This is a genomic window from Rhodococcus sp. 14-2496-1d, assembly GCF_002259365.1.
GTDB lineage: Bacteria > Actinomycetota > Actinomycetes > Mycobacteriales > Mycobacteriaceae > Rhodococcoides.
Genome location: NZ_NPFV01000012.1, coordinates 224009 through 236845, shown reverse-complemented (window position 1 = coordinate 236845; position 12837 = coordinate 224009). Strand labels below are relative to the sequence as shown.

13 protein-coding genes are annotated in these 12837 nt (G+C 65.6%); 9 read left to right on the top strand and 4 right to left on the bottom strand.

The window, feature by feature from the left end:
* Positions 1–10: 10 nt before the first annotated feature.
* Entirely contained in the window at positions 11–520 is a 510-nt protein-coding gene (locus CH296_RS09440) for a TIGR04338 family metallohydrolase (RefSeq protein WP_094656673.1), read from the bottom strand.
* Positions 521–618: 98 nt separating this feature from the next.
* On the opposite strand from CH296_RS09440, the gene CH296_RS09435 reads away from it, so the two are divergent.
* Genes CH296_RS09435 through CH296_RS09415 form a run of 5 tightly spaced genes read left to right on the top strand, consistent with a single transcriptional unit; the run spans position 619 to position 6600 of the window.
* Positions 619–1344, top strand: coding sequence for an ABC transporter ATP-binding protein (locus CH296_RS09435; RefSeq protein ID WP_094656672.1), 726 nt, complete (start codon positions 619–621; stop codon positions 1342–1344).
* A complete protein-coding gene (locus CH296_RS09430; protein WP_094682446.1) occupies positions 1341–2108 on the top strand; it encodes an ABC transporter ATP-binding protein in 768 nt (255 codons plus the stop codon). Before CH296_RS09435 ends, CH296_RS09430 begins: the two co-directional genes overlap by 4 nt.
* Entirely contained in the window at positions 2105–3583 is a 1479-nt protein-coding gene (locus CH296_RS09425) for an ABC transporter substrate-binding protein (RefSeq protein WP_256980395.1), read from the top strand. Before CH296_RS09430 ends, CH296_RS09425 begins: the two co-directional genes overlap by 4 nt.
* A 3-nt stretch (positions 3584–3586) precedes the next feature.
* Positions 3587–5338 (top strand): ABC transporter permease subunit, encoded by a 1752-nt coding sequence (locus CH296_RS09420; protein WP_218830249.1) that lies wholly within the window; start codon positions 3587–3589, stop codon positions 5336–5338.
* Positions 5335–6600 (top strand): MFS transporter, encoded by a 1266-nt coding sequence (locus CH296_RS09415; protein WP_094684568.1) that lies wholly within the window; start codon positions 5335–5337, stop codon positions 6598–6600. The genes CH296_RS09420 and CH296_RS09415 overlap by 4 nt, the downstream gene beginning before the upstream one ends.
* 518 nt (positions 6601–7118) lie before the next feature.
* On the opposite strand, the gene CH296_RS09410 is transcribed toward CH296_RS09415, so the two are convergent.
* On the bottom strand, positions 7119–7937 hold the full coding sequence (locus tag CH296_RS09410) for a DUF2786 domain-containing protein (protein ID WP_094684567.1): 819 nt from the start codon (positions 7935–7937) through the stop codon (positions 7119–7121).
* A 189-nt stretch (positions 7938–8126) separates the two neighbouring features.
* Between CH296_RS09410 and CH296_RS09405 the strand changes: the two genes are divergently transcribed.
* From CH296_RS09405 to CH296_RS28890, 4 genes are read left to right on the top strand one after another with little or no spacing between them, the layout of a single operon-like run.
* Entirely contained in the window at positions 8127–9407 is a 1281-nt protein-coding gene (locus CH296_RS09405; RefSeq protein ID WP_032396943.1) for an ABC transporter substrate-binding protein, read from the top strand.
* Between the two features lie 14 nt (positions 9408–9421).
* Positions 9422–10468 carry a carbohydrate ABC transporter permease gene (locus tag CH296_RS09400; RefSeq protein ID WP_179275492.1) on the top strand — a complete coding sequence of 349 codons (1047 nt, stop codon included), beginning with the start codon at positions 9422–9424 and terminating at the stop codon, positions 10466–10468.
* Positions 10465–11286 (top strand): carbohydrate ABC transporter permease, encoded by an 822-nt coding sequence (locus CH296_RS09395; protein WP_094684566.1) that lies wholly within the window; start codon positions 10465–10467, stop codon positions 11284–11286. The genes CH296_RS09400 and CH296_RS09395 overlap by 4 nt, the downstream gene beginning before the upstream one ends.
* Positions 11283–11456: a hypothetical protein gene (locus CH296_RS28890; RefSeq protein ID WP_179272810.1), complete on the top strand. Its 174-nt coding sequence runs from the start codon at positions 11283–11285 to the stop codon at positions 11454–11456. Before CH296_RS09395 ends, CH296_RS28890 begins: the two co-directional genes overlap by 4 nt.
* Here the strand turns inward: CH296_RS28890 and CH296_RS09390 are convergent.
* Together CH296_RS09390 and CH296_RS09385 are read right to left on the bottom strand one after the other, a co-directional pair.
* Positions 11440–12324, bottom strand: a complete 885-nt coding sequence (locus CH296_RS09390) for a LysR family transcriptional regulator (RefSeq protein ID WP_094684565.1) — start codon at positions 12322–12324, stop codon at positions 11440–11442. The genes CH296_RS28890 and CH296_RS09390 overlap by 17 nt on opposite strands.
* The gene (locus tag CH296_RS09385) at positions 12315–12734 is read right to left on the bottom strand and encodes an MmcQ/YjbR family DNA-binding protein (RefSeq protein WP_373453902.1); all 420 of its coding nucleotides are present in this window, start codon (positions 12732–12734) and stop codon (positions 12315–12317) included. The genes CH296_RS09390 and CH296_RS09385 overlap by 10 nt, the downstream gene beginning before the upstream one ends.
* Positions 12735–12837: the final 103 nt, after the last annotated feature.

Sequence of the window (12837 nt, the reverse complement as noted above, 5' to 3'; positions counted from 1 at the left end):
CCGAATGCGATCAGCCGATGCGGACGCCGCTCTCGGCCATCATCGCGCGCAGTACGAACCCGGCCTCGGAGCCGACGATCTCGCCGACGAGGGTGATGTAGCGGTCGACGAATGCGCCGCCGTGCTGCTGCTCGTTCTCCTCGGCGAAATGGTGCGCGAGCTCGTGCAACACCACCAGCTCCCGCAGCGCCCAGGCCCTGTTACCCCGATGCAGGGGCACGGCAATGGTGGCGGTGTCCGATTCGTAATGCGCCGCAGCCGAACCCGAACGGGCCCGGACGGTGATCACAAGACCGGCCTCGGGCCAGGTGGCGGCGACCCAATCCAGCCCGAGCACCGCATCGACGTACGCCTGCACCGACTCGATGGAGGCGAATTTGCGCTCGATCGGCAGCGTGATCTGCGAACCCATCACCTCCACCATGCGAAGACCTCGCTCCTCGGCGCGATCGAACATGGTGCGGACCAGTTGCTCGGCGTCGTAGACGGCCGCTCGCTGCGCGTCCCTCGCCCTGCTCATCGGATCAGCCTAATTTGTGTCGCCTTCCCGATTCGCCTACAGTCCTCTATCGACAACGATTGTCGCATTCATAAACACCTTCAAGCCCAGGAGAAACCGTGCTCGCCGTCGATGACCTCTGCATCGACGCCGGACACTCGCGCATCGTCCGGCACGTGTCCTTCGAGATCCCCGCCGGTCGACGCCTCGGCCTTCTGGGTGCGTCGGGATCGGGAAAGTCGATGATCGCTTCGGCGTTGGTCGGAGCGCTGCCGCCGGGCATCACCTGCAGCGGCAGCATTCTCGTCGACGGCCACGACGTCACCGGGGTTCCGACGCCCCGGCGACCGCGCACCGCCCGTCCGGCGATGGTGTTCCAGGATTCGGCCACCGCGCTGAACCCGATGGTCACCGTCGGCAGGCAACTCCGCGCGCGCGACGCCTCCGCGCTGCTCGAGCGTGTGGGTCTGCGCGACACCGAACGCATCCTGGCCGCGCACCCGCTCGAGCTGTCCGGTGGTCAGCGTCAACGCGTCTGTATCGCAGTCGCATTGGCGCGCGAGAGCCCGCTGGTGATCGCGGACGAGCCGACGACGGCCCTCGATGTGGTCAGCCAGGCGCGGGTACTCGACGCTCTTCGTGAGGTGGCCTCGCTGCTGCTGATCACGCACGACATCGCCGTCGCCGCACAGCTGTGCGATCACCTGATGGTTCTCGACTCGGGACGCATCGTCGAATCAGGTTCCACGGCAGAGATTCTCGACAGTCCCAGGTCCGATCTCGTGGTGCGCATGCTCGATCGAGCTCGCGCCGCCGATCCGTTTCGTCAGCTGGTAGCGCGATGACTGCGGGATTGGCGGCGACGAACATCACGCGCACCTACGTTCGGCACGGATCGTCTCGTACCGCGCTGGACGCTGTCTCGCTTTCGCTACCGCCTGCCGGTCGCGTCGCCGTTGTCGGCGAATCCGGTTCGGGGAAAACCACTGTGCTGCGCATGCTGCTGGCACTGGACTCCCCTGATGCGGGCACCGTGGAACTGGAGGGGCGCAACGTCCGTCCGGGTTCCGCGAGATCGCTGCGGTGGTTTCGCCGATTGGTGCAGTACGTACCCCAGGACCCCGCCACCAGTCTCGACCCACGCCGCAGTGTCCTGGATCTGGTGGCTACGCCGCTGCGACTGCTCGGCATCGACGGCGATCATCGAGCCAAGGCAGGTGCCGCACTCGCTGCCGTCGGGCTGGACCAGCGTTATCTGCAGCGCCGCCCGACGGAACTGTCCGGTGGCCAGAATCAACGCGTCGCCATTGCGCGTGCGGTGGCATGCGAACCGCGGTACCTGCTGGCGGACGAGCCGGTCAGCGGACTGGACCCCGAACTGCGTGAGCAGGTCCTCTCAGTGCTGGCCGGCCTACCGAGCGCCCTGCTGATCGTGAGCCACGACCTGTCTGCGGTCGCACGACTCTGCCGCGAGGTATCGGTGATGCACGACGGCCGGATCGTCGAAACCGGCAGTGTACGAGACCTTCTCACCGACCCACAGCACCCGTACACCCGAGACCTGATCGACGCCGTACCCCGGCTCGCACCACCACAGGAGATCCATTGACCACCAAAGCCTTCCGCCTCGGCACCCTGGCAGCGGTAGGAACCCTCACGCTGACCGGCTGCTTTTCTTCGGCCCCTTCCGACGGCACCACGGACAGGGCCCGCGTTGCAATGCTGCAGCCGCCACGCTCGGGGCTCTCGCAGTTCAGCGACGATGCCTTCAAACTCTCGCGCTGGTCCACCGCCGAAACCCTGGTCACGCTCGATGATCTCGGTGACGCGCAGCCGGCTCTGGCCACCGCCTGGAACCGCGTCGACGAGCGCACCTGGAGTTTCGACCTCCGACCCGACGTGAGGTTCCACAACGGTGCGCCGCTCGACTCCGCCGCCGTCGTCACCGCACTGACCGCTGCCACCACCGCCGCGCCGAAACCGCGCATCCTCGACGGCGTCGAGCTGACGGTGACCGCCACCGACGACGATTCGGTGGAGGTGACCACCGAGGACGTCGATCCACTGGTGCCGCAACGACTCTCGAGCCCTCAGCTCGCCATCCTGGCACCCGCGGCGTACTCCGCAGGCGGCAGCGACCCCGTCGGAACCGGCACCGGACCGTTCGTGTTGACCGCTGTGAACGGCACATCCAGTGCCACGCTGGATCGCAACGAGAACTACTGGGGTGAGACCGCGACGCTCGCCGGCATCGACGTCGACTTCGTGCCCGACGGTACGGCCCGCGCAGCGGCGCTCCGCAACGGCACCGCCGATGTGGTGGAGGCGATTCCGGTATCGCAGGCCGCCAACATCGACCCGTCGCTGGTGCACGAGGTTCCGATGCCGCGTACCAACACCCTGTACCTGAACACGTCGTCCGGCGTGTTCGCCGATCCGGCCATGCGCGCCGCCGCACGGGAGTCGGTGGACAAGGATCGTCTGGTCGAGCAGGTCTACGAGGGCCGCGCGGACGCCGCGAACGGGCTGCTCGGCCCCGCGCTGCCGTGGGCGGCGGGCCGTCCCGCCCGCACCGACACACCGGCGGGTGATGCCACCGACAAGAAGATCACGCTCGCCACGTTCACCGACCGTGCCGAACTTCCCGAGGTCGCCGTGCTGCTGCAGCAGGAACTCGAGGCGAAGGGCTTCGTCGTCGAGCAGGTGGTGCGCGAATACCAGTTCATCGAAACCGACGCGCTCAGTGGCGCATTCGATGCCTTCATTCTCTCCCGCGCCACCGTGCTCGATTCCGGTGACCCCGTGGCATACATGTTCTCCGACTTCGCTTGTGAGGGATCGTTCAACATCTCCCAGTTCTGCGACCTGCAGGTCGACGCGGCGTTGGCAGACGCCTCGGCCACCGAACCCGGAGACGACCGCCGCGCCGCGATCCTGGACGCCGAGAAGCTGATCCTGGAGAAGGGTGCGGCCGTGCCGATGCTGCACGAACGCGTCATCCAGGGCGAATCCGAAGGCATCACCGGCGTCGCCCGCGATCCGAGGGAACGCACGCTCATCACCAACCAGACCGCCTTCGAGTAAGCAGTGAGAACAACCGCCTCGAGGCTGGTTGCCGTCGCCGGTGTCGTCCTCCTCGTCGGAATGCTGCCGTGGCTGTCCGATCGCGATCCGGCACTGAGCCTTCTGCGGGCCCGCTCGGCCGAGCAGGAAGCAACCCCCGAGGCCCTGGCAGCCATTCGCCGCGACATTGGCCTCGATGCCGGGCCGCTGCGAATGTTCTGGGACTGGCTCACCGGCATCGCGTCGGGCAATCCCGGAACATCCTGGAACACAGGTGAACCGGTGCTACCTGGGGCCCTCGATGCGCTGCTGGTGTCGCTGACACTGATGGGGTTCGCGATGGTCGTCGCGATCGCAGCCGCCGCCCTCGTGGTCGTTCCCAGCGTTCGGGCCGGGCTCCGCGGTACACCGAGACGGACCGGGGGCGGCGTCGCGGCCGCACTCACGTCGATGCCGGAGTTTCTGCTCGCGTCGGTACTCGTCGTTCTCGGTGCCGTGTGGTTGTCGTTTCCGGCCTACGGCTGGAACGGTCCCGAGTACGCGGTGCTGCCTGCGCTCGCACTCGGTTTGCCTGCGGGCGGGCTGATCGGGCGATTGCTCGCCGACGCGATCGCCGTCACCTTCACCGAGGGGTGGGTCATCACGTGGACGGTCGCAGGCTTCTCGCGGCCACAGATCGCCGGTGCGGTTCTGCGACGTGCCCTTCCCGGCCTCGCATCGCAGATCGGTCTGATCATGGTCGCGATGACCGGCGGGGCTGTGGCCGTCGAAAAAGTCTTCGCCATACCGGGATTGGGTCGCACCACCCTCGGCGATGCGCAATCGCAGGATCTGCCCGCCCTGCAGATCGACATCCTGTTACTGCTGGCCGTCAGTGCCGTTCTGGGGATTTCCGCCGAACTGGCCCGACGGTTTCTGCTCGGTAGCGCACTGCACGAGAAGGCGATGCCCATCCCGTCCGGCGTCTTCCACCCGTCGCCGCGACGGTGGCTGGTGCCGATCGCTGCGGCGTCGGTCCTGCTGGTCATGGTGCTTGCCGGACTCCCCCGCGACGGCCAGGCGACGACGCGGGAGAAGTTCTCGGCTCCGTCGCCGGCCCACCCGTTCGGAACTGACGCCTCGGGTCGAGATCTGTTGGCCCGCGTCGCCGACGGCGCACTGCGCTCCATCGGTCTCTCGCTTGCCGTGACGCTTGCGGCGCTGGTGGTCGGGGTGCTGATGGGACTGATTCCGCGGGCCTCCCGTGGGCTGGTCGAGGTCACCAATGCGGCACCACCCGTCGTCACCGGCATTCTGATCGCAGCGATCTGGGGTCCGAGTGCAGGCGGGGCGGCCGTTGCCGTCCTCATCGTCACGTGGGCTCCGCTCGCCGCGCACACAGCCGCTCTCGTCGAGGAGACTCGCGCTCGGCCCTACATTTCCATCCTGCCGACACTCGGGGCAGGCACTGCGCGAATCCTGTTCGGGTCCATCGTGCCCAGCGTCGTTCCGGTAGTGCTGCGACACGCCATGATTCGGCTCCCCGGTGTCGCCCTCGCTCTGGCCGCTCTCGGATTCCTCGGCCTCGGTCCGCAACCCCCCACTGCGGATTGGGGATTGATACTGTCCGACGGGGTCGCCGCCGTCGAGCGGGCACCGTGGGTCACTGCTGCTCCACTCGCGTCCTTGATCGCACTCGCCGTTCTCGCAGTCTCGATCGCCGGTGCCACCTCGGGGCGGGTGCGCAAGACCGGTAGCGTCATCGAGAAAGTCGACGCAGGAGGACGCAGTACGTGAGCACGAGGACCGACGGATCTCCGACGCGGTGGCGGTGGTCGTTTCTGGTCGATCTGCGGCGAGCCACGCCTACCGTCCGTTTGCTCGTCCTGACTCAAATGACCTTCAATATCGGCTTTTTCATGGTGTTGCCGTATCTGTCGGTGCATCTGACAGCCGATCTCGGGCTCGGGGCCGCGCTCGTCGGTGTGGTCCTCGGGATCAGGACCTTCTCGCAACAGGGACTGTTCTTCGTCGGTGGCACCCTCGCCGATCGGTGGGGAATCAAGCCGGTCGTAGTCGTCGGGTGTGTGTTGCGGGTGCTGGGATTCGTCGGTCTCGCCTTCGCCGATTCCCTGCCTGCTGTGCTGATCGCCACGGTGCTGGTGGGATTCGCAGCCGCATTGTTCTCCCCTGCAGTCGAATCCGCAGTGGCGATCGAAGCGGGCAAGAGCGAACGCGACGGCGGAGCCACGCGCGTCGAGAGCTTCGCGCTGATGTCGGTGTGCAGCCAGATCGGCTCCTTCACCGGCCCGCTCGTCGGATCGGTACTGTTGCTCGTCGATTTCAGGATCGCGTGCCTCGTGGCTGCGGCCATCTTCGTTTTGGTCATCGCCGCTCACGTGCGGTGGCTGCCGCGTGAGCGCGGCGAACATCGCGACGACCCATGGCTCTCGGGTTGGACCGACGTGGTGCGCAACCGGACCTTCGTGCTGTTCGCGGTGGCGATGAGCGCGCAGTTGGTGGCCTACAACCAGCTGTACCTGCTGTTGCCACTCGAGGTCGAACGCGCCTGGGGCTCGCAGACGGTGCTGGGCTGGTTCTTCGCGATCTCGGCAGTTCTCGTGGTGACGGCGCAACTGCCCATCACTCGACGCGTCGCGGGGGTATCACCGCGAATCACGCTGCCGATCGGATTCGCCGTCATGGCAGCATCGTTCGCACTCGTGGCGGTATTCAGTCCACTGGAGTTGGAAGGTCTCCTCGGGCTGATCCCGGCTGCGCTCTTCGTCCTGCTGCTCGCGCTGGGGCAGATGATCGCCATGCCTCAGGCGCGGGATCTGGTGCCGCGCATGGCCGCCGAACGTCGACTCGGTTCGTACTACGGTTTCATGGCCTCGCTCGGGGGCATCGGAGTGCTCATCGGATCGACCGCACTCGGCGTGGTGATCGACGCATCCCCCGCCACCGGTTGGGGCGCAGCCATCCCGTGGCTGGTCGCGGCCCTGTTCCCCATCGCCAGTGTCATCGGCCTGCGCGTGGTGCTCTCCCGCCTCGACTGACCCCGCTGCTCCGCCCCAGTTTCCGCCGCGCCCCCAGTCTCCCGCAAACGCGCGCGCGTTTGTCATCCGCGCGCAGATTCGCCCCCCAATTTCCCGCCGCGCCCCCAGTTTCCCGCAAACGCGCGCGCGTTTGTCATTCGCGCGCAGATTCGCCCCCCAATTTCCCGCCGCGCCCCCGGTTTCCCGCAAACGCGCGCGCGTTTGTCATTCGCGCGCAGATTCGCCCTCGATTCGACGCGAATCCGTGCGCACCTGGCGAATGCGCGCGCGTTTGCGGGAACGACCCGCGAGACCTGAAGCTCGGTGGCAGCGCGGCGGAAGCTGGGGACGCGCAGAACTCGACTGTGCTGCTGCACTCACCGAACATGGTTCGGTCGTAGCGGTTTCCGAAACGGTCGATACAACCGCGGTGCTCCGATTGTTCGGTACGTCGATAGCCGAGATCGATGGGACCGTTACCGACACCACCGGACCACCCGGGCGAGGTACTGCTCGCTTCTTCACCACGAACGCAGTGGTCAGCGTCCCAGCTGCCTGCTTGCTGCGTCTATTTCGGCATGACCGCCGATCTTTGCGTTTCGCCCCGCGCGGTCGCCGGCCTTTCGTGCGCCCTCGGAGTACCCGGCGTTCGCGCTCTGGCCTCGCCAGTGTCCCCGAGCAGTCGAGGTCTGACGGTAGTAGTCCCGGAGCTCGATCTCCTTGTTGCGCAACACCAGTGCTGTCCCAGCGCCCTGTGGTTCTTGTTCGATGGCTTTGGCCTCGGTCTCCTTCTTCACGTCGCCGAGCCGTTGACCGATGCGCGACGCGAATGCGGTCTGGAAGTTCAGCCGAGCCGTCACCGCAGCGACCGGCACTTCCTCGCGTCGGGTGTAGCGTCGGCGATTCTTGATCTCGGTGACGGTTCGGATGGCCGTCTCGGACCGGTACGCGCCGGATTTGATGTACGCGTCCGATGCTCGCACCATCTGGATCAACAGTGAGGAATACAGCGCCTCGGTGGTCTCGATGTCGGAGTCGAAGCCGTAGGCGAACACCTGCGTCGACGATCGAGACACATCGCACTGAACATCGTTGGCGTGCGCGATGGCCACGAACAGATGCACGTAGGTCTTGAGTCCACGCTTGCCCGGTTCTCCGATGGGGATGACCTTCTGGCTCGGCGTCGCCTGTCGCTCCCTGGACGCACTGTGCGAGCGCGCCACCGCCAGATCGACCGATGCCGACGTCGCCAAACGCTGAGCGGCCTCCATGAAGGCCTCGGCCTCGTGTGGGTTGTCGGTGGACTCGGCTTGGCGAAGCAGCCCACCGATCCGCGTCAGCATCTTGTCCGAACTCATGAGCGAGAGGCTACCGGCCCTCTCCGACACCCCCGGGTTGACCGATTCAGGAAGGCAAAAATGACCACTGCGCGGTGCGATGTGTGCCACAGTACCCATCGACATATGTGTCAGGGGGAGCATCACAGCGAGATTCTGCGTGCCCAACTCCGGGCACATACCACCGCGTAGAAGTAAGTGGAGAGAACAATGGCGTCTTTGATCACGAAGGTGGCAGTGGTTGCGACAGCAGCTACGCTGCTGACGCTCACCGGATGTTCGAGCGACAGCGGATCGAGCGGCGATTCGGGCGCTGCGTCCGAAAATGCCGACGGCCGTGGACCTATCACCTATGTAGAGGGACAGGACACCACCGAGACCGGTGTCGTCCAGCAGATCATCTCGGAGTGGAACGCCGCCAACCCCGATGAGCAGGTCACCTTCAAGGAACAGTCCGCCGACGCCGATCAGGCCCACGACGACTTCGTTCAACAGCTCCAGGCCCAGCAGAGCGACTACGACGTGATGGCACTCGATGTCGTCTGGACCGCCGAGTTCGCAGCCAAGGGCTGGCTCGTGCCGCTCGAGGGTGAATTCGCACTCGACAACGCAGGCGTTCTGCCCGCGACCGTCGCGAGTGCGACCTACAACGGCAAGCAGTACGCCGCGCCGAAGAACACCAACGGCGGACTGCTCTACTACCGCAGTGATCTGCTCCCCGAGGCACCCACCACCTGGGCCGAGCTCACCGAGGATTGCCAGGTCGCGCGCGACAACAACATCGACTGCTACGCAGGGCAATTCGCCCCCTACGAGGGTCTGACTGCCAACGCGTCGGAGATCATCAACGCGCACGGCGGATCGATTGTCGGCGAAGACGGCAAGACCCCCACCGTCGACAGCCCGGAGGCCAAGGCCGGACTGCAGACCCTGGTCACCGCGTTCGAGACAGGCGTCATCCCGGCCCAGGACACCACATTCAAGGAGTCCGAGAGCCAGCAGGCGTTCCAGGACGGAAAGACACTGTTCCTGCGCAACTGGCCGTACGTTTACGGCACCGCCGCAGAGGAGGGTTCGGCTGTGGCCGGCAAGTACGCGGTCGCACCGCTTCCCGGGGTCACCGGCGTCGGCACGTCGACGCTCGGTGGATACAACGCCGCGATCAGCGCGTACTCCGAGAACAAGGCCACTGCTGCCGACTTCCTGCGATTCATGCAGGGCGAGAAGGCTCAGCGCATCATCGCCGAGGGCGCTCTGCCGCCCGTGCTCTCGTCGCTGTACGACGATCCCGCACTGATCGCTGCGATGCCGTACCTTCCCGCATTGAAGGCGTCCATCGAGAATGCCGTCCCGCGCCCTGTCACCCCGTTCTACCCGGCCGTCTCGAAGGCTGTGCAGGACAACGTGTCTGCCGCCATCAAGGGCGAGAAGAGCGTGGACCAGGCGATCACCGACATGCAGGCCGGTATCGAAACCGCCGGCGCCAACTGATTTCGGGAGAACCAATGGCTGTACCTGCTGGTGTGACCAGTGGGGCCGGCGCAACCACCGCGGCCGGGGGCTCGTCCCCCGGCCGCGGTCGGCATGTGCGGTCCAAGAACAAGCGCTTCGGCCTGACGCCTGGTCGGGCCTGGCTGCTGATCGCACCGACGATGGTGATCCTCGCGATCGTCATCGTCTACCCGGTGATCCGAGCCCTGGTGATGTCCTTCTCCAAGGACCCAGGTCTCGATCCCGCCACCGGTATGTTCGTCACCGGTGGATCTGCCGGCTTCGACAACTACACGCATTGGATTCTGCAGCAGTGCACCTCGGCCTCGGGCACGTCGGTGCCCTGCCCGCCGGGAACTCTCGGGTCCCAGTTCTGGGGCGCGGTCGGTAACACGGCGTTCTTCACCGTCGTGACGGTGTCCATCGAGGTCGTCATCGGCTTCGCGATGGCCGTGATCATGGGCAAGACCTTCGCCGGACGCGCTCTGCTCCGCGCCGCGATCCTGATCCCCTGGGCCATCCCGACGGCTGTCACCGCCAAGCTCTGGTACTTCATCTTCGCGTACGACGGCATCGCCAATCGCATTCTGGGAACGAACATTCTGTGGACCGGCGACGCCTGGCCCGCTCGTTTTGCAGTGATCATCGCCGACGTGTGGAAGACGACGCCGTTCATGGCGCTGTTGATTCTCGCCGGGCTGCAGATGATTCCCGCCGACGTCTACGAGGCTGCTCGCGTCGACGGGGCGTCGGCGTGGCAGCGGTTCACCAAGATCACACTGCCGCTGGTCAAGCCGGCGCTCATGGTGGCAATTCTGTTCCGCACCATGGACGCACTGCGCATGTACGACTTGCCGGCCATCCTCACCGAGGGCAACCCCGCCACGCGAACCATCTCCATCCTGGTGGTGGAGCAGATACGGCAGGGGTTCAACAGCGCTGCGTCGCTGTCGACCATCTCGTTCGTCATGATCTTCATCGTGGCCTTCATCCTGGTGAAATTCCTCGGAGCCAATGCCGTTGCCACCCAGGAGAATCAGCGTAAGGGGGCCGGGCGATGAAACAGGCCCGCATCTATCTCGGTGTCGTCGTCATCCTCGTCTGGGGACTGGCACCGTTCTATTGGATGGTCGTCACTGCATTCCGCGACCCGCGTTACACCTTCGACACGACGCCGTGGCCGACGCACGTCACGTGGGAGAACTTCGAGAACGCGTTGTCGACGGCGAACGGCAACAATTTCCTGCGTGCGGTAGGGAACAGTCTGATCGTAGGCGGCGCGACCACGCTGATCGCGTTGGTCATCGGCGTCTTCACGGCATACGCGCTGTCCCGCATCGACTTCCGCTTCAAGTACGTGGTGACTGGCATCATCCTAGGTGCGTCGATGTTCCCCGTCGTCGCATTGGTGACCCCGCTGTTCCAATTCTTCACCAACATCGGGTGGATCGGCAGCTACCAGGCGATGGTCATCCCCAACATCTCGTTCGTGCTGCCGTTGACGATCTACACCTTGGCCGCGTTCTTCGCCGAATTGCCCTGGGAGCTCGAAGAAGCCGCAAGGATCGACGGTGCCGGGCGCTTCCAAGCATTCCGCCTGGTGATGCTCCCCCTTGCCGCACCTGCCCTGTTCACCACCGCGATCCTCGCGTTCATCGCAGCCGTGAACGAGTACCTGCTGGCCAGTCAGCTCTCGAGTGACGGGACCGAACCGGTCACCGTGGCCATCGCGCGGTTCACCGGCAACGATCCGTTGGTGGTGCCGTATGCCGCGATCATGGCCGCGGGCACCATCGTGGCGATTCCACTGGTGATCATGGTGCTGCTGTTCCAGCGTCGCATCATCTCCGGACTGACGGCGGGCGGCGTCAAATCGTGACCGCTCAGGACCATCTTCAGTTGCTGGCGGGCATTCTGGGATTCTTCGCGCTCGTGGCGCTGATCGTTGCGGTAGCCGGGATCATCGGGGGCAATCCCGGCGTTCTGCCGTCGGTGGCGCTGCTGGGTCTGTTGATCGCACTGTGGTTCTGCGTCAAAAAGATTCGTTGAAGCTGCGCGTTGCCACCGAAACCAATTCGGTCAGTGCCGCGTTCATCCTGGGCCGCCAGACCAGGGCCAGCAGCGCGGCGGTGTGCGAGTCCGTGAGCTCCACCGCAACGAGTGTGTCGTCGTAGGACGTCGTCATCGATGCGCTGAGGATCGCCACCCCCAGGCCGCGGGCGGCGAGGTCGGCCACGGCGGCGGGGGCGGTGGCCTGCAACGCGATCGTCGGCGCGAGTCCTACTCCGGCACAGTCCCGGTCGAAGACCGCACGGATGCCCGTGCCGGGAGGAAGGGCGATGATCGGGTGCTCGCACACCTGCGCCAACGTCGCCTCGCCCTGTGCTGCCAGAGGATGCTGCGGTGGAACGGCTGCGACGATGCGTTCGTCTATCACCACCATCGATTCCAATCCGTCCGGGACCCGAGCTGCGACACCTACGAGTGCGATGTCGAGTTCGCCTGCGCGCACATCGGCCACCAGGCGATCCGAATTACCCTCCTGCAGAGCGAGTTCGACGCCGGGGTGCGCCGAATGGAAGCGGGCCAACGCGTCGAACAGTTGTGGGACGGTGCAGGCGGTGACCATCCCGACGCGAAGCGAGCCCCGCAGGAGTCCGGCGATGTCGTCGACGGATTGTCTGACCGAGCCGGCGGCGGCCAGCGTCGCGCGGGCTTGTGTCAGCGCGGCCTGACCTGCGGTGGTCAATGTTGCTGTGCCGCCGGATCTGTCGATCAATTCGGCACCGAGTTCGCGTTCGAGCGCGCGGATCTGTGCGCTGACGCCTGATTGGCTGATGTGCACTCTGGCTGCGGCGCGAGTGAAGTTCGCTTCCTCGGCCACTGCGACGAAGTACTCCAGCTGTCTCAATTCCACTGCTGCACTCCCAGATTCGGGCCCTCACCGGCGTCGAGTCTGGCGATGTTCCGCTTCGGGGCCGTGACGCGGTAGCTGCAGTCGATCAATTCGGCTGCCTCGGCCCAGACGTCGTCGTCGGCGTCGCTCAGGTCGAAGCCCACCCAGCCGGCCGGGCCGAGGTACGCGGGGTGGAAGTAGCGGGGTTCGAGTTCGCAGGCGCGCTGCTCCTCGGCACTCTCGCATTTGACCAGGATCGAGAGGTCGTATTGGTCGCCGCCTTTGACACCGCCGCCGAAGTAGACGAACACCGAGGCGGTGCGGAAGGTCGGCCGGCCATGGGAGATCTTCTCGGACACCTCGGGATAGGCGAACGCCATCGTGCGAACACGTTCGAGGACCGGATGCTTCGAAGTGGGATCGATGGCCACGAGCACACGATAGCGCGCGAACTCCAGCTGCGGCTATGAGTAAAACTTCTGACGATCATCGCTATCAACTGTTGGACTTCTGGTCCGGTGCGTTCGAGACTCG